This window comes from Nocardia sp. NPDC050712, from assembly GCF_040654295.1.
Classification (GTDB): Bacteria; Actinomycetota; Actinomycetes; order Mycobacteriales; family Mycobacteriaceae; genus Nocardia.
The window spans coordinates 370,311-391,857 of sequence record NZ_JBFAHT010000004.1 but is presented as its reverse complement, the minus strand read 5'-3'; the positions used below and the strand labels follow the sequence as shown (position 1 = coordinate 391,857).

The following is a 21,547-nucleotide window of genomic DNA, read 5'->3' as shown; positions in this document are numbered from 1 at the left end:
GGGAGCGAATACCCTGTTCAGGTGAGCATTGAGATCGCCAACGAGTCGGGTGTCGACGTTCCCGAAGAAGAGCTGGTCAGTGTCGCGCGGTTTGTGATCGGCCGGATGGATGTGCATCCCGCGGCAGAGCTGTCGATGGTGCTGGTCGATCTCGACACCATGGCGGATCTGCACATGCGGTGGATGGACCTGCCGGGGCCGACCGATGTGATGTCGTTCCCGATGGACGAGCTGGAGCCCGGCGGCCGGCCGGACAGCCCGGAGCCGGGGCCGTCGATGCTGGGCGACATCGTGCTGTGCCCGGAGTTCGCGGCGACCCAGGCGCGCACGGCGGGCCATTCCCTCGATCACGAGCTGGCGCTGCTGACCACGCACGGCGTGCTGCATCTGCTCGGGTACGACCACGCCGAACCCGAGGAAGAGAAGGAAATGTTCGCGCTGCAGGCGCGGCTGCTCGAGGAGTGGTACGAGAGCCTGCGCGAGGCGCAGGTCCGGGCCGAACTCGCCGAGCGGGACGCCCAGTTGCTCGGCAAGGCCGGATTCACCGCCCCGAGTGACGATCTAGGCGCTCCGTGAGCGCACTGACGCTGATCATCTCAGCGGTGCTGCTCGTCCCGCTGGGCGGGCTGTTCGCCGGTGTCGACGCCGCGCTGAACACGATCTCCCCGGCTCGCCTCGACGATATGGTGCGGGCCGACCGGGCCGGCGCCGTGCGGTTGCGCCGCATCGTCGACGACCGGGCGCGGTACGTGAATCTCATGGTGTTGCTGCGCATCCTGTGCGAGATCGGCGCCACCGTACTGCTCGCCTCGGCGCTGATCGGCCTGATGGGCCAGGGCTGGGCGCTGCTGATCACCGCCACGGTGATGGTGCTGGTGGACTACGTCGTGATCGGTGTCGGCCCGCGCACCCTGGGCCGACAGCACGCCTACACGCTGGCCCTGGCCGCGGCGCTGCCGTTGCAGTTCATCGGCATGATCCTCGGCCCGGTCAGCCGGTTGCTGATTCTCATCGGCAACGGGCTCACCCCCGGTAAGGGCTTCCGCAACGGTCCCTTCGCCTCGGAGATCGAGTTGCGCGAGGTGGTCGAAATGGCCAGCGAGCGTGGCGTTGTCGCCGACGACGAGCGCCGCATGATCCAGTCGGTGTTCGAGCTGGGCGATACCTCCGCGCGCGAGGTGATGGTGCCGCGCACCGAGATGGTCTGGATCGAGCAGGACAAGACCGCCGCCCAGGCGATGTCGCTGGCGGTGCGCAGCGGGCACTCCCGCATCCCGGTGGTCGGCGAGAACGTCGATGACATCCAGGGCGTGGTCTACCTCAAAGACCTTGTGCCCTACGCGGATCGGAGCCGACAGGTACGGGTCGGCGAGGTGATGCGCCCGGCGGTGTTCATGCCCGACTCCAAGCCGCTCGACGACCTGCTCGACGAAATGCAGCGCCGCAGAAACCATATGGCGCTGCTGGTCGACGAGTACGGCGGTATCGCCGGGCTGGTGACCATCGAGGACGTGCTCGAGGAAATCGTCGGGGAAATCGCCGACGAATACGACACCGACGAGACGCCGCCGATAGAAGATCTGGGGGACGGCCGTTTTCGCGTCTCGTCCCGCCTCGCGGTGGACGACCTGGCCGAGCTGTTCGGGCTGGAGATCGAGGAGGAGGACGTCGATACGGTCGGTGGCCTGCTCGCGCACGCGCTGGGCCGGGTACCGCTGCCGGGTTCCCAGGTCGAGGTGCACGGTCTGGTGCTGCGCGGCGAGGGCCACGCGGACGGGCGAGGACGGATGCGGGTGCACACGGTCGAGGTGCGCCCCGCGCCGGAGAAATCCACGGGCGAGGAGCCGAACGGTGAGGCGCCGCAACACGACGAGGATGGAGACACCGATGACTGAATTGGACGACGAGGACACCAAACTGGTGGTCCTGGCTCGTGGTGCGCTCGCGCGCACCGGCGGCGCGAGCGGAGCCGCGGTGCGCGACGCCGACGGCCGCACCTATGCCGCCGGTGAGGTCGGGTTGCAGGCGCTGCGGCTGACCGCTTTGCAGGCCGCCGTCGCGGCCGCGGTCTCCAGCGGCGCCGAGGGTTTCGAGGCCGCGGTGGTCGTCGGTGGCCGGCTCTCCGACAGCGGCGTGGCCGCGGTGCGTGAGGTCTCGCCCGCGGCGCGCATCGTGTTCACCGACAAGTCCGGTGCGGTCTTCGAGGTCGTCGATGACGGCGCCGAGGTGTCCCATGGCTGACGCCCCGGGGGACTACGCCGGATTCCGGTCCGGCTTCGTCTGTTTCGTGGGCCGGCCGAACACCGGCAAGTCGACGCTGACCAACGCCATGGTGGGCGCCAAGATCGCGATCACCTCCTCGCGCCCGCAGACCACCCGCCACACCATCCGTGGCATCGTGCATCGGGCGAACTTTCAGCTCATCCTGGTCGACACCCCCGGTCTGCATCGCCCGCGCACGCTGCTCGGCCAGCGCCTCAACGACCTGGTGCGCGATACCTATTCCGAGGTCGACGTGATCGCCCTGTGCATCCCGGCGGACGAGAAGATCGGCCCCGGCGACCGCTGGATCGTCGAGCAGATCCGCCAGATGGCGCCGAAGACGGCACTGCTCGGCGTGGTCACCAAGATCGACAAGGTGTCCCGCGACGAGGTCGCCGGTCAGCTGCTCGCGGTCTCGAAGCTGCTCGGCCCGGACTCGGACGTGGTGCCGGTGTCGGCGGTGCGGGGCGAGCAGGTCGACGTGCTGGCCGAGGTCATCGCCTCGAAGATGCCCGAGGGCCCGGCCTTCTATCCCGACGGTGAGCTCACCGACGAGCCGGAGGAAACCCTGATGGCCGAGCTCATCCGCGAGGCCGCACTCGAGGGTGTGCGCGACGAGCTCCCGCACTCGCTGGCCGTGGTCATCGAGGAGATCCTGCCGCGCGAGCGCGAGGACGACGAGCAGGACCGCGACAAGCCGGTCAAGGAACTGCTCGACGTGCACGCCAACCTCTATGTCGAACGCCCCAGCCAGAAGGCGATCGTGATCGGCAAGGGCGGCGCCCGCCTCAAGGAGGTCGGCACCAACGCCCGCAAGCAGATCGAGAGCATCTTCGGCAGCCGCATCTATCTGCACCTGCACGTGAAGGTCGCCAAGGACTGGCAGCGCGACCCGAAGCAACTGCGCAAACTCGGCTTCTAGCCGCGTCGCATCCGTCCGCCGGGCACTCGAACGCTTCCGTTCGAGTGCCCGGCGGACGTTGTGCGCTCTGGGCTGAGCACCCGGTCGTGCCTCGAATGTTCTTGTACCGTAAGAGGTTAGCGACACTCTGTGCGGGGGAGGAGACCACAGTGTCGGGTTCGGACGATATCGGCATGCTGCAGCAACTGCTGCGGACGCTCTATGTTCCCGCCGAGCAGCCCCGGGTGCTGGCGACCATGCTGCGGGGCCGGCGGCGCTTGCCCCGCCCACTGATCTGCCTGGTCGGCCCGGCCGCGACCAGTGACCTGATGAAGGAGCTGCACCAGTGGTTCGGTGAGTCGGGCGGCCGCCGGGCGGTGCCGCGCGCCCGGGCCGAATTGCACCGGCTCGGCGACGACGCCATCGTGCCCCGGCCGCCGGAGACGATCACCGGGCAGCCGGGTGCGACCGGGCCGGAGGTGGCCGAGCACTGCCTGCCGATCCTGCAACGGCTGGTGGAGAGCTTCTCCCGGGACGACACCGCGATGGGGCCGATCGCGTTCCCGCGCTATCGCACCGCCGACTGGCTGACCCGCCAGCGCATCGGCACCGAGGAGACCCAGGCCGCGGTCGAGCTGCGGGCCCGGCTGCCGCGGCTGCTGCGCCTGGGCTCGCGGGATTTCGATTCTGGTAGCTCCGAGGGCGGCGATTGGATCACCCGGCTGGTCTTCGGCGTGCTGGCGCTGTGGCCGATCCTGCGGCTGTGGATGTGGATCAGCGGGCGGGTCCCGGGCCTGTCGAAGGAGACGCGCTGGTTCATGCACCAGCGCTACATGGCGCCCGAATTGTCGAACAGCTTCCTGGGTTTCGCGACCCGGCTGACCGTGCCGCTGCGCGACGACGAGAACGCCGAGCAGGTCGCCAAGCTGCTGATCCACGCGTTCCTGGAGGACCTGCGCGACGCGTACACCACCCGGATCTGGCGCCCGTCCAGCTGGCGGCGCACGGCCTACCCGGTCGCGCTGATCGACACCGTCGGCGGCACCGGAAAAGGCGCCGACCTGCTGCGCCGGATCAACGATATTCGCAACGAGACCGGCGTCTTCGATCCGCTGGTGGTGGTCGCGGTCCTCGACTACGACCCGCGCGCGCTGACGCCCGCGCAGCCGGTCTACCCGCTGGCTGCCATCGGCGGCCTGCGCCGGGGCGAGGATCTGGAAAGCCTCGATGACCGATCGGTGCCCGGTGCGGACGCCGATCCGCTGCGGCGCTGGGTGCGCGGCATCGACAACAACCGGACCAACCGCTCGGCCGACGCCTGGTTCCTGCCACTAGAGCTCCCCGATCCGGTGGCGGGCCGGATCGGCGATCCGCACCGCACACACCTGGCCGTGCCGCCCGCCCCGCCGCTGGCGGCTCGCAAATGGTTCGTCGCCGGTTGCGTGCTGCTTCCGGTGCTGCTGCTGGTCGCGGCCACGCTGGTGTACGTGCCTGCGCTGCGCGGCGCGCCGTGCGCGCACTGGCCGTGGACCTCGGGCATCGCCGTGGCCGAACGCGACGGCGACTGCGTCGGCTACAGCGACAACGACCGGCAGCTGTTCGCCGACGACAAGGAACTCTCGGCGATGCAGCACGAAGTGTTCCGGCAGAACGAGATCGCCGCCGAGATCCGGCGCGGCAATCCGCGCCGGCCGCTGGTCTCGCTCGTCTACTTCGCGGGCATCAGCTACGCCGACAGCAATATGCGCTACCCGCACGCGCAGATGCAGGAGCTGGCGGGTCTGGCGGTGCGGCAGCGCCGCGCCGTGCTCGCCCCCGACGAGTCGGAACCGTTGCTGCGCATCATCATCGCCAACGGCGGCTCGGAGATGCGGCACGCCGCGTGGGTGGTCGACCACCTGCTGGCCGATCTGGTGCGCGCGGATCCGAGCGTGCTCGGTGTCGTCGGGATGGATCGCAGCACCGCCGAAACCGCAAGGGCCATAGGCAAACTCGGTGAGCTCGGGGTGCCGGTGGTGGCGACCACGCTGTCCGCCGACGGGCTGGAGGCCAACTCGCCGATGTACTTCCAGGCGGTGCCGAGCAACCGCGTCCAGGCCCGGCTGGTCGCGGACTACGTGGAGGGCTCCCGCTATCCGGACGGCACGCCGAAAGCCGGTCAGCGCCGGTACAACCGGGTGGTGATCTACCACCCGAAGGGTACCGAGGACGTCTACGTCACCACGCTCGTCGACGATCTGAACGCGGAGCTGGACCGGCGCGGGGTGCCGCGGGACAGCCGCAGCTGGGCGGTGCAGAGCGAGCTATACAGCTTCCCGGCCCCCTGTGCGACAACGGGTTTCGATCCGGGGACGCTGCTGTTCTTCGCCGGGCGCAACGACGATTTCGCCACCTTCGGCCGGGCCGTCACCGAGGGCTGCACCGAAGCGCCCGCCATTCTCGGCGCCGACACCGTGACCCGCTTGATCGCCGATCCGAAGGCGATGGCGCCGTTGCCCGCCAGCCTGACCGTGCGCTATGTCGCCAAGGGCGTGCCCGTCATCCTCGGCGGCGCGGACTGTGTGCGCGGCACCGGGGTGAACGGCGAGGAACCGGGCAGCCTGGACTTCCAGGAGCTGTGCGGCGAATTGGCCAGGCTCATCACCGATCTCGCCGGCTATCCCGATCTCGCGTCCTACCAACCGGCTTGGCCGGGCGACCGCACCGGCCTGGCCTACGACGTCGCGGGGGTGATCCTGCAGGCGGTCCGGACCAACCGTTCCCGCCCGGAACGCTCCAGCGACGGCCTCAATCGCGCCGCCATCGCGCTGCAATTGCGCGGCGCCGACTACCGGGGTGTGACCGGCACGATGCAGTTCGCCACCAGCCGGGTCGCCGACGGTTCCACCATCGGCATCCTGGTGGCGACCGGGGTACGCAAGATCGGTCAGCCGCAGCAGTGCCTGCTGATGTACCCGCAGGAGCCGGGCCGCGGGCCGGACGGCTGCCCGCGCGGTACCCGCAGCGCCCTGGAGAGCTGGACGCCGCCCGCGCGGTGAGCCGTCACCACCAGGGTGCGGGGCGGTGGCGTTCCCAGTGCAGTTCCGATTCCAGCTGTGCCGCCACCGAGATCAGCAGCTGCTCGGTGTTCGCGGTGCCCATCAGCTGGGCGCCGACCGGCAGGCCGGCGTCGGTGAACCCGGCCGGGACATTCACGCTCGGCCAGCCCAGGACGTTCCACGGCCAGGTGTAGGGACAGGCCGCGGTGATCAGGTTGTTGGTGGCGTTGAAGCCGATGCCGTCGATGTCCTCCGCGCGCGGCGGCGGCGTCGCGGTGGTGGGGGAGAGCACCAGGTCGTAGTCGTCGAAGAAGCCGCCGATTCGCTTGTGCAGCAGTGGTTCCGCCTGCCGCGCGGCGAACAGGGCGGGGCCGTTGAGCAGGCGGCCGAGCAGCACGTTGGTGCGGGTGCGCGGATCGACCGCGGCGCCGGGCATCTGGTGGAACCGCGCGCGGATGCCGCTCATCGAGCGCGGCAGGAAGGACGCGCCGATCAGCAGTCCGTAGTGCAGATTCGCCAGGGTGACCGAGTGGCCGAGCTTGCGCAGCGTGGCGGCCAGCCGCCGGGTGGCGGCCTCGACCTCCGGGTCCAGCACCGTCTTGGTGGCGGTGAAGGGGATGCTCAGCGACAGCGCGATGCGCAGGCGGCCCGGGTCGCGGCCGACCGCGTCGGTGGCGCTGATCGGTTCGGGGGTGTGGCGGTCACCGGGGTGCGGGCCGGCGGCCGCGTCCAGCAGGAGCGCGGCGTCGGCGACGGTGCGCGCGAGCGGGCCGTTCACCGTCAGGCCCATGAAGGCCTCGGCTTCGGGCCAGGTGGAGATGCGGCCGCGCTGCGGTTTGATGCCGACCAGGTTGGTCCAGGCGGCCGGAATCCGGACCGAGCCCGCGCCGTCGGAACCCAGTGCGGCGGGGATCAATCCGGCCGCGACGGCCGCCGCCGAACCACCCGAGGAGCCGCCGGGCGTGTACTCGGAAGCCCAGGGGTTGCGGGTGTGCCCGAAGGCGGCGCCGCTGGTGAACGGGAGCTGGCCGAGTTCGCAGGTGTTGGTCTTGCCGACGATCACCGCGCCCGCCGCGCGCAGCCGGCGCACCGCCTCGCCGTCCTCGATCTTCGGTTCGAAGTCGCCGCCGCAACCGAAGGCGGTCGGCTCACCGGCGATGTCGGTGTCGTCCTTGACCGCGATCGGGACGCCGAGCAGCGGTAGTCGTTCGCCGGCGGCGAGCCGCTGGTCGGCCGCGGCCGCCTCGGCGAGCGCGCGCGCACGGCGCACGACGCGGAAGGCGTTGAGCCCGGGCTGGGCCGCGTCGATCCGATCCAGCGCCGCGGTGACCGCATCGGTGGAGCTCAGCGCGCCGTGGGCCAGGACGGCCGCGGTCTCGGCCAGCCCGAGATCGGCGGGCTCGGGGGCTCGGTCGGGGACCACCGATAGTCGGCGGCGGCTCGGCGCTGTCATGTGAGCTCCCTCTCTTCTGTCCCGATGATACTGAACGGTAACCCGCTATCTGGTCAACCGTCCACGTCCGCTCGTCCAGGATTTTGCGCCGGTTCGTTGTAGACATACATACGGTATGTATGTTTAGAATCGCCTATCCATCACAGGGATTCGGAAGAGGGGAACGACCATGGGAATCAGTGCGGAACTCGGTCCGGCCACGGAAGTAGCGCTGCCGGGCGGGCGGATTCGATACCACGAGACCGGGGCGGGGCCCACGGTCGTCTTCGTGCACGGCGCGCTGGTCAACGCCGACCTGTGGCGCAAGGTGGTGCCGGGCGTCGCGGCAGCGGGGTACCGCTGCCTGACCCCGGACTGGCCGCTGGGCGCGCACTCGATTCCGGTGCCCGGCCTGGATCTGTCGCCGACCGCGCTCGCCGATCTCATCGGGTCCTTCCTGGAACAACTCGACCTGACCGATGTCACCCTGGTCGCCAACGACACCGGCGGCGCGCTCACCCAGATCCTGCTGACCCGCCGCCCGGAACGTGTCGGCCGCGTCGTCCTCACCTCCTGCGACTGCTACGACAACTTCCTGCCGGCGCCGTTCAACGCGATGTCGCTGCTCGCTCGCGTCCCCGGTTCGATGCGCCCGCTACTGGAGCTGACCCGGGTCAAGGCGGTGCTGCGGTCGCCGCTGGGCTTCGGCTGGCTGGCCAAGCGGCCCGTGCCGCCCGAGATCGTGGACTCCTACCTGCGGCCCGGCCGTGCCTCCGGTGCGATCCGGAAAGACCTGCGGCGCTTCCTGAAAGCGATCCATTCCCGCTACACGCTCGAAGCCGCGACGCACTTCCCCGAGGTGCGCCAGCCGGTGTTGCTGGCCTGGGCGCGCGAGGACAAGGTCTTCCCGCGCGCGCACGCCGAACGGCTGCGCGATGAACTGCCCAACGCCACGCTGACCTACATCGACGATTCCTACACCTTCATCCCCGAAGACCAACCCGAGTTGCTCACGCAGCGGATCCTGGAGTTCACTCGGCTGCATGCCGCGCCGTAGCCAGGAGGATCGTTCCCGTGCCACCCGAGCCGCGCTCGAGCAGGCAGGCCGCGGCCTGTTCGCCGAGCGCGGCTTCACGGCGACCTCGGCCGAGCAGCTCGTCGCCGCGGCCGGGGTCACCCGGGGCGCGTTGCATCACCACTACGGCGACAAGCGCGGGCTGTTCGTCGCCGTCCTGGAACAGCTCGAAGTGGACAACATGGCCGAGATCGAGCACGCCATCGCCGCCTCCGGCACCGACGACCTGCTCGCCGGACTGGCGGTGGGTCTGAGTACCTTCCTGGAGATCTGCCAGCGCCCGGAGATGATTCGCATCGCGCTCTACGACGCGCCCGCCGTGCTCGGCTGGCAGGCCTGGCGGGAACTCGAGGTCCGGCACGGCCTCGGGATGATGATCCGCCAGCTCGAAGCGGCCCGGGCGGCGGGGCTGGTCGCCGACATTCCGCTCACCACCGTGGCGCACCTGCTGCTGGCCGCGATCACCGAGGCGGGCCATCTCGTGGCGCACGCGGACGACAAGGACGCCGCCCGCGCGGCGGCGCAGCAGTCGCTGATGCTGCTCATCGGCGGGCTGCTCGTCTCATAATTAGTCTCAAAAATGAGACGCTATTTGAGATAGCGATAGACCGTGGCGCGGGAGACGCCGAGCGCGCGGGCGATATCGGGGACGCTGCGCTGTTCCTGCTCGCTCCAGCGCCGGGCGGTCGCGATGAGATCGGGTGTCATGGCCGCCGGACGGCCGCGCCGATCGGCCGGGGCGGGCGCGGGCGCGTCGGCGTAGAGCAGGCGAATTCCCGCCAAGACCTCGGCGCGCAGCTCCGCGGCGGGTTCGTCGGCGTACAGGACGACCGGATCGCTGAGCCCCGCGATCGCCTGTGCCGCGCGGACCCGGTCGGACAGCGTCGGATCCGGGCCCGCGACCAGCTGGTTGGCGCGCATCATGGTGTCGCGGAAACGGTCGAAAATCGTTCCGGGCGCGCTCAATGCGAGATCGTTGGAGTTCAGGCGGAGCAGGTAGCGGTGGGTCAGGAACAGGTCGAGCAGGCCCTCGACGACGCGGCGGCGGGACTCGCACGGATCCGGATCCGCGGCGGCGGCCACGGTCTGCTCCATCGCCGCGAGCAGCGGCTCGGCCAGGCCCGCGAGGATGTCGTACTTGGCGGGGTAGTGGTAGAGCACGCCGGCCTTGGTGATGCCCAGTTGCTCGGCGATCGCGCGCACCGAGGTGCGGTGATAGCCGTGCGCGGCGAACAGTTCCAGGGCCACCGTCAGGATGCGTTCCTTGGTGCTCGTGTTCGTCTCGTCGCTCACCTCTCGGAGTCTAACGGTTGACTGACCGATGGTCAGGGCTCTACCTTGGTGACTGACCAACGGTCAGTCGAACTAGGAGTTCACCCGTGCCGAACAATCCCCGCATCCTCATTTCCGGCGCGAGCATCGCCGGTCCCGCCCTCGCCTACTGGCTCGCGCAGTCCGGCTTCCGGCCGACGGTGGTCGAGCGCGCACCCCGCCCGCGTCCGGGCGGCAACGGCGTCGACATCCGCGGCGAATCCCTGCGCATCGCCGAGCTGATGGGGCTGCTGCCCCGGCTGCGCGAGCGCGCCACCGACATTCGCGACCTCACCTTCGTCGGCGCCGACGGCCGCCGCGCCGCGGGCATGCCGACGAGCACGTTCAACGAGGGCGACGACATCGAGATCATGCGTGGAGATCTCGCCGAGGTACTGCACGAGGCCACCGCCGATCGGGCCGACTATGTCTTCGGCGATGCCATCCGCACGCTGACGCAGCGGCCCGGCGCGGTCGAGGTGACCTTCGAGAGCGGCCGGGAGGCGGAGTTCGATCTGGTGGTCGGCGCGGACGGATTGCATTCCCGGGTCCGCGAACTCGCGATCGCCCCGGAGGCCGCGGCCCTGCACCACCTGGGCCTGTACTTCGCCACCGGCCAGGTCGACCTCGACCTGGGCACCCCCGGCGCGGTGGTCCTGCACAACAGCCCGGGTCACGTCGCGGGCGTCTACCGCTCGGCCGCCCACGACATCGCCACCGGCTTCTTCATGTTCCGCGAACCCCGCCTCCTGGATATCGATCATCGCGATCAGGAGGCGCAGAAAGCCGTGCTGCGCAGCCACTTCGACACCGGCGCCTGGCAGCTTCCGCAACTGCTCGCCCAGGCCACCGTCAGTCCGGATTTCTACTTCGACTCGGTCAGCCAGATCCGGATCCCGCACTGGTCGCGCGGTCGCGTCACCCTCGTCGGCGACGCGGGCTACTGCGCCACACTGCTTTCCGGTGCCGGGGCATCCCTGGCGCTGGAGGGCGCCCACCGCCTGGCCGCCGAATTGTCCACCGCCCACGGCGATCACGTCGCCGCCTTCGACCGCTACGAGTCCGCCCTGCGCCCCACCGTCGCCAAGCGCCAGCGTTCCGTCCGCGCCAGCAGCGCCATGCTGGTTCCCGCCACCGGCACCCGAATCTGGTTGCGCAACCAGCTGACTCGGCTCATGGTGCTCCAGCCCCTCGCCGCCCGCGTCTACCAGCCGACACCCACCCGGGCCGCCTGACTATCCCGGAACGGCGAAGGGCCACCATCGAGGTGATGGTGGCCCTTCGTGCTGAACGGATCAGGCGGGAACCGGCTCCGACTCCGGAGCGGTGGCCGGCGCGGGAGTCGCGCCGCGGGACTTCACGAAGCCGATGCCCAGCAGGGCCACGGCGAGGGCGGCCCAGACCAGCAGGACCACAAGGGGTTTGACGGCGCCCGCGCCGTCGAAGAAGGCGACCGAGCGGAGCAGGGAGGCGGCGGCGCCGGGCGGGAGCAGCTGGCCGATGGCGCCCCAAGGCTGGGGGAGCATCTCCGGGGCGGAGGTGGCGGCGGAGAACGGGTTGCCGATCAGCAGCATGGTGAGGGCGCCGATGCCGATACCGGCTTGGCCGACCGCCGTGGCCAGGCCGACGACGGTGCCCGAGACCGCGAACGAGACCAGGCCGGCCACCGCGGCCAGCGCCAGGTACGGGCCGGGGACGATCGACATCCAGCCCTGGATGATCGCCATGCTGAGCAGGCCGCCGACGACGCCGAAGGTGACCAGGCCGATCAACCGCCCGGGCACGGTCGGGACCAGCAGGCTGAGCAGCACGCCGCCGGCGATGCCGGACATCACCAGGGGCAGCACCATGGCGCCGAACGCACCGCCGCGCGGATCGTCGGGGTCGGCGGCGACCACGTCCTCCACCGCGGCGGCCGGCACGCCGGACAACTGCTGCGCCATCGCCGAGAGCTGCTGGGCCACAATGGGGCTCGCGCCCGAGGCGACCAGCACGCGCGGCGCGCCGCCGCCGGTGACGATCGCGCCGTAGACCTCACGGTCGGCGATGGCCTGGCGGGCGGCGGCCTCGTCGGCGGGGCTGGTGATCTCGAAACCGCCCGGGCTGACCTGATTCAGCTTCTCGGCGACCAGCGCGGCCTGCGGGCCGGTCACCGCGAGCGGCAGGTCGCGGGGCGCGGTATTGGCTGCGGGCCAAGCGAATGCGATCAACATCAGGGCTTGGATGAGCGCAGCGCCGAAGCCGAGGGCCAAGGCCCGCTGCAAGGTGTTCATGGGGTGCTCCCGTAAATCGAATGGTCGTTCTCTTTCGATGGGCCTATCGTCACCCGGGTCGTCCACCTTGTCAAGAACGAATATTCGTTTTACTTTGTGGGCATGCCCCGAGTCAGCGAGGAACACCTGGAACGCCGCCGTCAGCAGATCCTGAGCGCGGCCCGCACCTGTTTTGCGCGCAAGGGCTTCCACGAGACCTCGATGCAGGACGTCTTCGCCGAATCCGGGCTCTCCGCGGGCGCGGTCTACCGCTACTTCAAGTCCAAGAACGACATCATCGCGGCGCTGGCGACCCAGACGACGGTCCCGCTGCGGGCCCTGATGACCGAGCAGATCCGCGTCGATCCGCTGCCCACCCCGGCCGAACTGATCCGCATCGTGGCCGACCACGTGGTCGCCAACAGCGGGCCGGAGGGCATGGTCCGGCTGGCACCCCAGGCCTGGGCCTTGGCGCTGGTCGACGAGGACGCGGCGCAGTACGTGAAGGAGGCGCTGCGTGGCATGCGCGGCTGCTGGCACGAGTACGCCGAGCGCATGGTGGCGGCGGGCTGGTTGCCGGCGGATGCCGACACCCACGCGGTCGCCGCGGCCATCATCGGCTTCCTGCCCGGATTCATCCTGCAGCACCTGCTCGTCGGCGACGTCTCACCCGAGACCTTCGTCGCGGGTGTGCGCACGCTGTTGCCCTACGGCGAGCGGTAACTCAGGGGAGCAGCAACCCCTGGCGGGCGCGGCCGGCGCCGGAGAGCACCAGCAGCAGCATGGTGGCCAGCGCCTGATCCTCGAGACCGGCGGCGGGGAAGGTGTAACGCAGCATCACATCGGCCAGCTTCTCGTGGCTGATCAAGGTGATCGACCCGAACTGCAAGGCGCTGTTGCGCTCGGCGACGCGCTTGTGCAGCGCCGGCTTCAACGGGCGATCCCAGGCCAGCACGCAGGTCAGGGTGAGCACATCCAGACCGGGCGCCAGGCTGACCGCGCGCAGCGAGCACAGCGCGCCCTCGTATTCGAATCCGAGCGAACCCTCGGGGTCGACCCGCACGTCCACGTCGTAGAGCGACAGGCAGGCCCCGGCCCGGGCCTGGAGTTCCTCTTCGGAGGTCGCGGGTGCGTCCATGGGGGTGCCGCCGTTCACTTGGTGCCGCCGAAGCGCCGGTCGCGCTTAGCGTACTCGAGGCACGCGTCCCACAGGTTGCGCCGGTCGAAATCGGGAAACAGCGTGGACTGGTAGACGAACTCCGCGTACGCGGACTGCCAGAGCAGGAAGTTGGAGCTACGGAACTCACCGGACGGGCGCAGGAACAGGTCCACGTCGGGCATCTCCGGTTCGTCCAGATAGCGGGCGACGGTCGCCTCGGTGACCTTCTCCGGATCGAGCTCGCCCGCCGCCACCCGGCGCGCGATTTCCCTTGCCGCGTCGGCGATCTCGGCGCGGCCGCCGTAGTTGACGCACATCGTCAGCGTCATCACGGTGTTGTCCTTGGTCAGCTCCTGGGCGACCTCGAGTTCCTTGATCACGCTGCGCCACAGCCGCGGCCGCCGCCCGGCCCAGCGCACCCGGACACCCATTTCGTGCATCTCGTCGCGCCGGCGGCGGATCACATCCCGGTTGAAGCCCATCAGGAAGCGCACCTCGTCGGGACTGCGCCGCCAGTTCTCGGTGGAGAACGCGTACGCCGAGAGCCACTTCACGCCGATCTCGATGCAGCCTTCGACGGTGTCCATCAGGACCGCTTCGCCGCGCTCGTGGCCGGCGGTGCGGGGCAGCCCGCGCTCCTGCGCCCAGCGGCCGTTGCCGTCCATCACCAGCGCGACATGGTTGGGCACCAGCTCCGCGGGAATTTCCGGCGGCGTCGCACCGGACGGGTGCGGCGACGGCGGACGGACGGTGCGCGCACCGTTCGCGTGCGCGATGGTCGTAGCGGAGTCACGGCGGAGGATCACGGCGTCCATCCTGCCTGATGCTCGTGGGGAGGTTGCGCGGGTCCGGTGCCGATACCGCGCTCAGGCCGAGAAGGTGGAGCGTTCGACCAGCGGCAGGGTGCGCAGCTGGCGTTCGAGGTGCCATTGCAGATGCGCGGCGACGAGCCCGCTGGCCTGGCGGCGCACGCCCTCCGGCACGGTCTCCACATCCGCCCACTTGCCCTCGAGCAGCGCGACCAGCATGTCGAGCACCCCCTGCTGCGGGGTGGCCGAGCCCGGCGGGCGGCAGTGCACGCACACCGCGCCACCGGCGCCGACGTGGAAGGCGCGGTGCGGGCCGGGGGTGGCGCACTTGGCGCACTCGTCGAGGGCGGGCGCCCAGCCGGCGAAACCCATGGCGCGCAACAGGTATGCGTCGAGGATCAATTCGTGTGGCCGCTGCTTGGCGGCGATGGCGCGCAACGCGGCCGCGGTCAGCGCGTGCAGCCGCGGGGCGGGCGCGCGTTCCTCACCGGCCAGGCGCTCGGCGGTTTCCAGCACGGCGCACGCGGTGGTGTAGCGGCCGTAGTCGTCGACGATGTCGGAGGCGAACGCCTCCATGGTGTGCACCTGGGTGACGACGTCCAGGGTGCGCCCCGGATGCAACTGCACATCGACGTAGGCGAAGGGCTCCAGCCGGGCGCCGAACCGGGACTTGGTGCGCCGCACACCCTTGGCCACCGCCCGCACCAGCCCGTGCTGACGGGTCAGCAGGGTGACGATCCGGTCGGCCTCGCCCAGCTTGTGCTGGCGGACCACCACCGCCTCATCCCGGTACAAACGCACGCGGTCATCCTCGCACGCCGAGCCGACACCCGATGCCCGGACACCATCGGCGCGCGGGCCCGCTGCCCAGGATGGCCGCGGGGTCGATCGACCGGAGTGGGGGAGCGGACGGACGCGGAGCCGGAAGGTCTCGGCGGCCGGTGGACCGGGGTGCTCTGCCGCCGGCGGGCCCAGGCCGGAATCAGCGTGCGGCGCGCGCGGATTCGGCGCAGGCGCGGCAGGTGCCGAAGATCTCCATGGTGTGGCTGACCTCGGTGAAGCCGTGATCGCCCGCGATCGCGTCGGCCCAGGCCTCCACGGTCGGGCCCTCCACCTCGACGGTGTGCCCGCAGTGCCGGCAGACCAGATGGTGGTGATGGCCGGTGGAGCACTGGCGGTAGACCGATTCACCGGAGTCGGTGCGCAGCACGTCCACCAGGCCGGCGTCGGCCAGTGACTGCAACGTGCGATAGACGGTGGTCAGGCCGATGCCCTCGCCGCGCTTGCGCAGCTCGTCGTGCAATTCCTGCGCGGAGCGGAACTCCTCGATGTCCTCCAGCAGCGCGGCGATCGCGCTGCGCTGCCGGGTGCTGCGGATACCGACCGACTTCGGCACGTCGTGCGGCTTCGCGGTCTCGATCTTGTCAGGCACGGCTCACCCTTCCTCGGCGTGCGCGACGGCGTCGACCACGATATGCGCGAGGTGATCGTCGACCAGTTCGTAGAGCACCTCGCGCCCGGAGCGCTCCCCGTGCACGACACCGGCCGACTTCAGGATGCGCAGATGCTGGCTGACCAGCGGCTGGGTCACGCCCAGCGCGTCGACCAGCTCGTGCACACAGCGCGGTGACTCGCGCAGCTGCAACACGATGGCGATCCGTACCGGCGCGGCCAGCGCGCGCAGCAGCTCGCCCGCGTCCTCCAGGACGGTCCGCGACGGCACCGCCGCGGGCCCGGGGGACCGATACGGGTTGTGCGAGTGAGTGGCGGTCTCTGCGGCCATGGGCTCTTCTCCTTAATGGAAAGCATTCCCAGTTTGCATATGCAAAGGTGCGCATGTCAAATGCGACACGCCTAGAGGCAGGTGGCGTCCTCGGGGAGCGGCGCGTTCGGGTCGAAGATTTCCTGCCTGCTCGGCCCGCCCGGCTTGGTGGCGTTCTTGTTCGCGTAGGCCGGCGCGAGGTAGCCCTTCGCGCTCCAGTCGCAGGCGACCGAGTAGAGGTAGCCATCGCTCCGGCCCAGCCACATGCCCTGCGCCGCGGCGGTGTAGCGCCGGTCATCGATCATCGTGTATTCGATTCGGGCCCGCCCGAGCACGATCGCGTCCAGCGGCTCGCCGACCTGCGTGATCAGATCCGGGTTGAAGGGATAGGCGATGAGGTAGTTGGTGCGGACCGTCAGCCGGCCGCGTTCGTCGACCGCCGCCGCCATCGACCCGGTGACGCGCGGTGGCACCGGCAGCAGCCGGAAGCCGGGGGTGATCCTCGTCGAGAGGTACCAGGGATCGGTGTCCCGCCCCCGCAACTGCTGTCTGCTCTCGGGAGCGAGCAGCGCCAGCATCGGCTCGGTATCCGCGTGGTCCAGCGTCTGCTGATTCAGCCGGGCCGCGATGACCTCCCCACGCGCTCCACAACTCGTCATCCGGAGCCCCCGATGACGTCCAGGCCTATTTACACGAACCGGACGGAATCGTTACGCCCGTGGACCGGATCCGCCCGCTGCACGCCACACCGCTGTGCGGTGCAAAACCGGTTGGCGGGTGCCGATAGTCTGGAGACACTTGACGTCCCCGGATGGGGGCAGAATCCGAACTCGCAGTGGATGGAGAATTCTCGCGTGGCACCCAAGTCGAAGGTGGACACCGTTGCCAACCTCGCCAAGCGCCGGGGTCTGGTGTACCCGTGCGGTGAGATCTACGGAGGCACCAAGTCGGCATGGGACTACGGTCCGCTCGGTGTCGAGCTCAAGGAGAACATCAAGCGGCAGTGGTGGCGCACCATGGTCACCAGCCGCGAGGATGTCGTGGGCCTCGACTCGTCGGTGATTCTGCCGCGCCAGGTCTGGGAGGCCTCCGGCCACGTCGCCACCTTCTCCGATCCGCTGGTCGAGTCGCTGCACACGCACAAGCGCTACCGCGCCGACCACCTGCTCGAGGCCTACGAGGAGAAGCACGGCCACCCGCCGGCCAACGGCCTGGCCGACATCAAGGACCCGGAGACCGGCCAGCCCGGCTCCTGGACCGAGCCGCGCAACTTCTCCGGCCTGCTCAAGACCTTCCTGGGCCCGGTCGACGACGAAGAGGGCCTGCACTACCTGCGCCCGGAAACCGCGCAGGGCATCTTCGTGAACTTCAAGAACGTCAAGGAGACCGCGCGTAAGAAGCCGCCGTTCGGCATCGCCCAGATCGGCAAGAGCTTCCGCAACGAGATCACCCCCGGCAACTTCATCTTCCGGACCCGCGAGTTCGAGCAGATGGAGATGGAGTTCTTCGTCAAGCCGGGCGAGGACGCGGAGTGGCACAAGTACTGGATCGACACCCGCCTGGCCTGGTACACCGACCTCGGCGTCGATCCGGAGAACCTGCGTCTCTACGAGCACCCGAAGGAAAAGCTGTCGCACTACTCGGCCGGCACTACCGACATCGAGTACCGCTTCCGCTTCCAGGGCAGCGAGTGGGGCGAGCTGGAAGGCATCGCCAACCGCACCGACTACGACCTGCGCACGCACTCCGAGCACTCGGGCACCGACCTGAGCTACTCCGACGCCAACACCGGTGAGAAGTACATCCCGTATGTCATCGAACCGGCGGCCGGCCTGACCCGTTCGCTGATGGCCTTCCTGGTCGACGCCTACACCGTCGACCAGGCGCCGAACGCCAAGGGCGGCATGGAGGAGCGGATCAGCCTGCGCCTGGACCGCCGCCTGGCGCCGGTCAAGGCCGCGGTGCTGCCGCTCTCGCGCAACGCGGATCTGACGCCGAAGGCGAAAGACCTGGCCGCGCAGCTGCGTAAGCACTGGAACGTGGAGTTCGATGACGCCGGCGCGATCGGCCGCCGCTACCGTCGCCAGGACGAGATCGGCACCCCGTTCTGCATCACGGTCGACTTCGACACCCTCGATGATCAGGCCGTCACCATCCGCGAGCGGGATTCCATGCAGCAGGAGCGGATCGCGCTGGACCAGGTCGAGGGCTACCTCGCCCAGCGCCTGATCGGCGCGTAACCGACCGAAACGAAACGCCCCACGGCCGTGGGGCGTTTCGTGTTCATCGGTGTTGTTTGGGTGGCGTCCCGGTGAGAATGCCGATCCCGGTGGGGATCAGCAGCGCGATGCCCCACGGCACCGCGACCCAGAACGGCCAGAAGTAGTCCATGCCGGTGGCCGCCCAGATCAGCACCATCAGCAGGTTCACCGCGGCCCACGGGATCCACATGATGACCACCCACTGCGGTATCCGCGGCGGCGCGTCCGGCTGCTTGCCCTTGGCCCGTTCCGCGGGCAGGTCGGACACGATGGGTGCCAGCTCGCCGTAGGTCTTGGCGGCATAGGTCTGCTGCAGCCGGTCATCGTATTCGTGCAGCGACAACCGGCCGTTGTCCATGGCGCGACGGAGCTGATCCGCGATCTGCTGGCGGTCCGTATCGGAGGCGCGCAACTCTTCCCTACCCACGTCCGCCAGCTTAGGTCCGCGCGCGGGCACGGGCCAGTACCTGCCCGGATTCGGCTCAGTGGCAATGGCTTTGCGCGGCGGCCCCGTAGCTGTCGTGGTGGATGGCTTCGCCGATGTGCCGCTGCCGGCCGAGTGGGGTGAGGTCGAGGTAGTTGTGGGTGTTGATCAGGATGTCGCCGCCGCGGGCGTAGGACGAGTAGGTGTGGAAGACCGCGTTGTCGTCGTCGCGCCAGAACACGCTGGTGCCCGGCTGTTCCCCGTCGGTGAAATAGGTCTGGCCACTGGCCTCCAGTTCCTGTTTGGTCTGGAAGTTGTAGCTGACCGGCGCGATGAATTCGTCCTGGGTGACGTGGAAGTCGTAGTTGAAGTCGCTGCCGTAGGAGGAGTACATGGGGAAGGTCCACCCCATGCGCTCCCGGTACTTGCTCAGGTGGTCCCACGGCCCGCGCGAGATCGCCACGAAGGAGGTCTGCTGGGCGTGCAGGTGCGCGAGATGCCCGACGTTGTCGAGGAATACCGCGCAGCTCGGGCAGCCCGCGTCCAGATCCCAGCGCCACATCATGTGATAGACGATCAGCTGGCGGCGGCCGTCGAACAGCTCGGCCAGCGTGATCCTGCCGGTGGGACCGTCGAATTCGTAGTCCTTGCGCACCGCCACCATCGGCAGCGCGCGGCGTTTCTCCGCGAGCTCGTCGAGCCGGCGGGTCAGTTCTTTCTCTTCGGTCAGCAGTTGCTTGCGCGCCGTAAGCCACTCGTCGTGCGCTGCCTCGGCCGGACGATTCATGATCTCTCCTCGGATTTCGGTGACATCGACCCATGTAGGTAGACGGGACCGCCGTGGAGAACTCATCGGCACATCGAAATGAAACTGCAAAGGGGGACTGACCGGTTCGAAATGTCCGCTAGCGCAACACTTCACCACGGCCGAGCGGCACGTCCCAGAACGCGATCTCGTGACGCATGCCCTCGAGGAACAGTTCCTCGGCCCGCGCGCGGTCCCCGCCCGCCTCGTCGATCATCTGCGCGCAGCGGGCGGTGAGAGCGGCGAAGCCGGGGTCGGCGTAGGTATCGATCCAGCGGCGGTAGCGCGGTTCGGCGGGCGGGTTCTCGGCCAGGATCGTGCCGAGCGTCGAGTAACCCCACATGCAGGGGTAGAGGGCGGCCAGGCCGTCGGCGTAGCTCGCGGCCGAGTTCAGCAGGAACTCGGTGTAGCCCACGCACGGTACGCCCTTGACCGCGCCGTCCAGGTCCGCGCCGAACTCGCCGGCCAGGCCGCGGTGCAGCGAGAGCTCCTCGTGGAACGTGGCGTGCGCGAGGTCGACCAGGTCGCCCAGGTGCGCGGCGGGCGCCTGCCAGGCCAGGCGGGAGAAGACGCGGACGTAGTCGAGCAGGAACAGGTAATCCTGCTCGAGCCAGGAGCGGAACACCGGTTCGTCCAGGTCGCCCTTCGCGATGCCGACCACGGTGGGGTGTGTGAGTTGTTCCTCGACCAGCGGGCGGCCGAGCTGCTCCAGGTGTGCTGCAAGACTCATGGGAGAAGTCTCTCGCACGGCCCCGATTGCGTTGGCGGCGGCGGTGCCGCACGCTGTGCGTTGTGTGGCGCGATGAGGGTGAAGTGGTGCGGGTGCTGGCACCATCGGAACAGCGGTTCGTCCGGCATGGGACCTACACCGGGCGCTCGGTTCTGGTCGTGGGCGCCCTCGACATCGCCACCCTGAGTACCGCCTTTCTGGCCCTGCAACGCGCCTACCCGGTGCTGACCTGCCGGATCGAGGAGGACGCCGACGGCGTGGGGTATCTGCTCCGCTCCGGCCCCGTGACGACTGGGGCGTGGGTGCGGGCGGGTGCCGTCGATCAGGTGGGGTTGCCGGTCCAGGTGGTCGACCCCGGTGTGCAGCTGGCCTATCTGGATGTGGTGACCGGGCCCGAGTCGGCCCGGGTCACCCTGTTCGCTCATCACAGCGTGGCCGATGCCGGGCACTGCGTGCAGCTGCTGATCCGGCTGTGGGAGTTCTACACCGATCGGGTTGCGCCTGAATCCGTTGTTCCGCAGGCCATTCCGAGATCTTTGGAGGAATACGCCGCGGAACAGGGGATCGTCAGAAGCGCGGTCTCCGGGTTCGAGGACGTCACCCGCCCGCTGCCGCCGGAAGCGCGCGTCGTGCCCGCCGATCCGGCGACCCCCGCCCCGCCCGCACTCGCGCGCCCGCTGCGCGCGGTGCTCGACGCCACCGCGACCGCGCGCATCGTCGAGCTCGGGCACCGGCCGGGTCTGACCGTCAACGGCCTCGTCACCGCCGCGCTGCTGCGCGCCTATGTCGCCGAAACCGGCTCCGGCGCACACGCTTCGGTGGGCTGCCTGTACCCCGTTGATCTGCGCACCCGATTCGATCCGCCGGTAGCGCGTGCGGCGGGCAGCAATATGGCCGGGCTCGCCTCGTTCACCGCCCAGGTCGACCTCGCCGACGGCAGCTCCGCACTCGCGCACCAGATTTCGTCCCGGCTGCACCACGATCTGTCCGAGGGCATCGTCCAGCAGTCGGTCCTGCACTTCCCGGACTTCTACGGCCCCGGCCGAATCCACTCCCTGGCCGGTCACGTCGCCGTCACCAACACCGGCCGCGTCCCGGCCTTCCGCACCCCGCCGGAGCTCACCCTCACCGACTACGAAATCGTCTACCTCTCGGCCCATCCCAGACCGTCCACCGGCGCCTCGGCCGCCGTCACCTTCCTCGTCTACACCTTCGGCGGCCGGTTGACGGTCGGCGTGCTCGGCGGCGGACCCGTTGCGCGGCGGTTGCCCGCGGCCGTCCGGCGCGAGCTCGCGGACCTGCACGCCGAATCGGTGGACGCCTAGC

General features: G+C 69.6%; 23 protein-coding genes. 11 read left to right on the top strand and 12 right to left on the bottom strand.

What is annotated here, in order from left to right; translation table 11 throughout:
* Window positions 1-21 precede the first annotated feature (21 nt).
* The 5 genes from ybeY to AB0H76_RS30055 all read left to right on the top strand — a co-directional run bounded on the left by ybeY (window position 22) and on the right by AB0H76_RS30055 (window position 6,201).
* The gene (gene ybeY, locus AB0H76_RS30075; protein ID WP_357330394.1) at window positions 22-576 is read left to right on the top strand and encodes an rRNA maturation RNase YbeY; all 555 of its coding nucleotides are present in this window, start codon (window positions 22-24) and stop codon (window positions 574-576) included.
* Window positions 573-1,895, top strand: coding sequence for a hemolysin family protein (locus tag AB0H76_RS30070; RefSeq protein WP_357330393.1), 1,323 nt, complete (start codon window positions 573-575; stop codon window positions 1,893-1,895). Before ybeY ends, AB0H76_RS30070 begins: the two co-directional genes overlap by 4 nt.
* Complete coding sequence (locus AB0H76_RS30065; RefSeq protein ID WP_357330392.1) at window positions 1,888-2,241, top strand: cytidine deaminase; 354 nt, start codon at window positions 1,888-1,890, stop codon at window positions 2,239-2,241. The genes AB0H76_RS30070 and AB0H76_RS30065 overlap by 8 nt, the downstream gene beginning before the upstream one ends.
* Window positions 2,234-3,184 carry a GTPase Era gene (gene era, locus AB0H76_RS30060; protein ID WP_357330391.1) on the top strand — a complete coding sequence of 317 codons (951 nt, stop codon included), beginning with the start codon at window positions 2,234-2,236 and terminating at the stop codon, window positions 3,182-3,184. Before AB0H76_RS30065 ends, era begins: the two co-directional genes overlap by 8 nt.
* A 149-nt stretch (window positions 3,185-3,333) precedes the next feature.
* Complete coding sequence (locus AB0H76_RS30055) at window positions 3,334-6,201, top strand: hypothetical protein (RefSeq protein ID WP_357330390.1); 2,868 nt, start codon at window positions 3,334-3,336, stop codon at window positions 6,199-6,201.
* Between the two features lie 4 nt (window positions 6,202-6,205).
* Here AB0H76_RS30055 and AB0H76_RS30050 read toward each other — a convergent pair whose 3' ends face one another.
* On the bottom strand, window positions 6,206-7,654 hold the full coding sequence (locus AB0H76_RS30050; protein ID WP_357330389.1) for an amidase: 1,449 nt from the start codon (window positions 7,652-7,654) through the stop codon (window positions 6,206-6,208).
* Window positions 7,655-7,823: 169 nt separating this feature from the next.
* Here AB0H76_RS30050 and AB0H76_RS30045 point away from each other — a divergent pair, with 169 nt between their 5' ends.
* Together AB0H76_RS30045 and AB0H76_RS30040 are read left to right on the top strand one after the other, a co-directional pair.
* Complete coding sequence (locus tag AB0H76_RS30045) at window positions 7,824-8,690, top strand: alpha/beta hydrolase (protein ID WP_357330388.1); 867 nt, start codon at window positions 7,824-7,826, stop codon at window positions 8,688-8,690.
* Window positions 8,677-9,276: a TetR/AcrR family transcriptional regulator gene (locus AB0H76_RS30040; protein WP_357330387.1), complete on the top strand. Its 600-nt coding sequence runs from the start codon at window positions 8,677-8,679 to the stop codon at window positions 9,274-9,276. The genes AB0H76_RS30045 and AB0H76_RS30040 overlap by 14 nt, the downstream gene beginning before the upstream one ends.
* Window positions 9,277-9,296: 20 nt before the next feature.
* On the opposite strand, the gene AB0H76_RS30035 is transcribed toward AB0H76_RS30040, so the two are convergent.
* A complete protein-coding gene (locus AB0H76_RS30035) occupies window positions 9,297-10,001 on the bottom strand; it encodes a TetR family transcriptional regulator (RefSeq protein ID WP_357330386.1) in 705 nt (234 codons plus the stop codon).
* 86 nt (window positions 10,002-10,087) lie between these two features.
* Between AB0H76_RS30035 and AB0H76_RS30030 the strand changes: the two genes are divergently transcribed.
* Window positions 10,088-11,254 carry an FAD-dependent monooxygenase gene (locus tag AB0H76_RS30030; protein WP_357330385.1) on the top strand — a complete coding sequence of 389 codons (1,167 nt, stop codon included), beginning with the start codon at window positions 10,088-10,090 and terminating at the stop codon, window positions 11,252-11,254.
* Window positions 11,255-11,314: 60 nt separating this feature from the next.
* On the opposite strand, the gene AB0H76_RS30025 is transcribed toward AB0H76_RS30030, so the two are convergent.
* Complete coding sequence (locus tag AB0H76_RS30025; protein ID WP_357330384.1) at window positions 11,315-12,292, bottom strand: hypothetical protein; 978 nt, start codon at window positions 12,290-12,292, stop codon at window positions 11,315-11,317.
* Between the two features lie 102 nt (window positions 12,293-12,394).
* Between AB0H76_RS30025 and AB0H76_RS30020 the strand changes: the two genes are divergently transcribed.
* Window positions 12,395-12,994, top strand: coding sequence for a TetR/AcrR family transcriptional regulator (locus AB0H76_RS30020; RefSeq protein WP_357330383.1), 600 nt, complete (start codon window positions 12,395-12,397; stop codon window positions 12,992-12,994).
* A gap of 1 nt (window position 12,995) precedes the next feature.
* Here AB0H76_RS30020 and AB0H76_RS30015 read toward each other — a convergent pair whose 3' ends face one another.
* The 6 genes from AB0H76_RS30015 to AB0H76_RS29990 form a co-directional block, all read right to left on the bottom strand.
* Window positions 12,996-13,409, bottom strand: a complete 414-nt coding sequence (locus tag AB0H76_RS30015; protein ID WP_357330382.1) for a hypothetical protein — start codon at window positions 13,407-13,409, stop codon at window positions 12,996-12,998.
* Between the two features lie 14 nt (window positions 13,410-13,423).
* Window positions 13,424-14,245: an isoprenyl transferase gene (locus AB0H76_RS30010; RefSeq protein ID WP_357330381.1), complete on the bottom strand. Its 822-nt coding sequence runs from the start codon at window positions 14,243-14,245 to the stop codon at window positions 13,424-13,426.
* 51 nt (window positions 14,246-14,296) lie between these two features.
* On the bottom strand, window positions 14,297-15,040 hold the full coding sequence (recO, locus tag AB0H76_RS30005) for a DNA repair protein RecO (RefSeq protein ID WP_357330380.1): 744 nt from the start codon (window positions 15,038-15,040) through the stop codon (window positions 14,297-14,299).
* A gap of 181 nt (window positions 15,041-15,221) precedes the next feature.
* Complete coding sequence (locus tag AB0H76_RS30000; RefSeq protein ID WP_357330379.1) at window positions 15,222-15,671, bottom strand: Fur family transcriptional regulator; 450 nt, start codon at window positions 15,669-15,671, stop codon at window positions 15,222-15,224.
* A gap of 3 nt (window positions 15,672-15,674) precedes the next feature.
* Window positions 15,675-16,022, bottom strand: coding sequence for a metalloregulator ArsR/SmtB family transcription factor (locus AB0H76_RS29995; protein ID WP_357330378.1), 348 nt, complete (start codon window positions 16,020-16,022; stop codon window positions 15,675-15,677).
* 71 nt (window positions 16,023-16,093) lie between these two features.
* Window positions 16,094-16,660: a hypothetical protein gene (locus AB0H76_RS29990; RefSeq protein WP_357330377.1), complete on the bottom strand. Its 567-nt coding sequence runs from the start codon at window positions 16,658-16,660 to the stop codon at window positions 16,094-16,096.
* A 195-nt stretch (window positions 16,661-16,855) separates the two neighbouring features.
* On the opposite strand from AB0H76_RS29990, the gene AB0H76_RS29985 reads away from it, so the two are divergent.
* Window positions 16,856-18,241, top strand: a complete 1,386-nt coding sequence (locus AB0H76_RS29985) for a glycine--tRNA ligase (RefSeq protein ID WP_357330376.1) — start codon at window positions 16,856-16,858, stop codon at window positions 18,239-18,241.
* Window positions 18,242-18,284: 43 nt separating this feature from the next.
* Here AB0H76_RS29985 and AB0H76_RS29980 read toward each other — a convergent pair whose 3' ends face one another.
* The 3 genes from AB0H76_RS29980 to AB0H76_RS29970 all read right to left on the bottom strand — a co-directional run bounded on the left by AB0H76_RS29980 (window position 18,285) and on the right by AB0H76_RS29970 (window position 20,221).
* The gene (locus AB0H76_RS29980; RefSeq protein WP_357330375.1) at window positions 18,285-18,689 is read right to left on the bottom strand and encodes a DUF1707 domain-containing protein; all 405 of its coding nucleotides are present in this window, start codon (window positions 18,687-18,689) and stop codon (window positions 18,285-18,287) included.
* A 55-nt stretch (window positions 18,690-18,744) separates the two neighbouring features.
* On the bottom strand, window positions 18,745-19,473 hold the full coding sequence (locus tag AB0H76_RS29975) for a DUF899 domain-containing protein (RefSeq protein ID WP_357330374.1): 729 nt from the start codon (window positions 19,471-19,473) through the stop codon (window positions 18,745-18,747).
* A 118-nt stretch (window positions 19,474-19,591) separates the two neighbouring features.
* The gene (locus tag AB0H76_RS29970) at window positions 19,592-20,221 is read right to left on the bottom strand and encodes a transcriptional regulator (protein ID WP_357330373.1); all 630 of its coding nucleotides are present in this window, start codon (window positions 20,219-20,221) and stop codon (window positions 19,592-19,594) included.
* 92 nt (window positions 20,222-20,313) lie between these two features.
* On the opposite strand from AB0H76_RS29970, the gene AB0H76_RS29965 reads away from it, so the two are divergent.
* The gene (locus tag AB0H76_RS29965) at window positions 20,314-21,546 is read left to right on the top strand and encodes an acyltransferase (RefSeq protein ID WP_357330372.1); all 1,233 of its coding nucleotides are present in this window, start codon (window positions 20,314-20,316) and stop codon (window positions 21,544-21,546) included.
* The last annotated feature ends 1 nt before the right edge of the window (window position 21,547 follow it).

Excerpts from the sequence above, each read along its gene's own strand:
- AB0H76_RS29975 (WP_357330374.1), bottom strand. The coding sequence starts at position 19,473 with ATGAATCGTCCGGCCGAGGCAGCGCACGACGAGTGGCTTACGGCGCGC.
- AB0H76_RS30025 (WP_357330384.1), bottom strand. The coding sequence starts at position 12,292 with ATGAACACCTTGCAGCGGGCCTTGGCCCTCGGCTTCGGCGCTGCGCTC.
- AB0H76_RS30065 (WP_357330392.1), top strand. The coding sequence starts at position 1,888 with ATGACTGAATTGGACGACGAGGACACCAAACTGGTGGTCCTGGCTCGT.
- AB0H76_RS29995 (WP_357330378.1), bottom strand. The coding sequence starts at position 16,022 with ATGGCCGCAGAGACCGCCACTCACTCGCACAACCCGTATCGGTCCCCC.
- AB0H76_RS30015 (WP_357330382.1), bottom strand. The coding sequence starts at position 13,409 with ATGGACGCACCCGCGACCTCCGAAGAGGAACTCCAGGCCCGGGCCGGG.
- era (WP_357330391.1), top strand. The coding sequence starts at position 2,234 with ATGGCTGACGCCCCGGGGGACTACGCCGGATTCCGGTCCGGCTTCGTC.
- AB0H76_RS29970 (WP_357330373.1), bottom strand. The coding sequence starts at position 20,221 with ATGAGTCTTGCAGCACACCTGGAGCAGCTCGGCCGCCCGCTGGTCGAG.
- AB0H76_RS30045 (WP_357330388.1), top strand. The coding sequence starts at position 7,824 with ATGGGAATCAGTGCGGAACTCGGTCCGGCCACGGAAGTAGCGCTGCCG.
- AB0H76_RS30020 (WP_357330383.1), top strand. The coding sequence starts at position 12,395 with ATGCCCCGAGTCAGCGAGGAACACCTGGAACGCCGCCGTCAGCAGATC.
- AB0H76_RS30010 (WP_357330381.1), bottom strand. The coding sequence starts at position 14,245 with ATGGACGCCGTGATCCTCCGCCGTGACTCCGCTACGACCATCGCGCAC.
- AB0H76_RS30040 (WP_357330387.1), top strand. The coding sequence starts at position 8,677 with ATGCCGCGCCGTAGCCAGGAGGATCGTTCCCGTGCCACCCGAGCCGCG.
- AB0H76_RS30050 (WP_357330389.1), bottom strand. The coding sequence starts at position 7,654 with ATGACAGCGCCGAGCCGCCGCCGACTATCGGTGGTCCCCGACCGAGCC.
- AB0H76_RS29990 (WP_357330377.1), bottom strand. The coding sequence starts at position 16,660 with ATGACGAGTTGTGGAGCGCGTGGGGAGGTCATCGCGGCCCGGCTGAAT.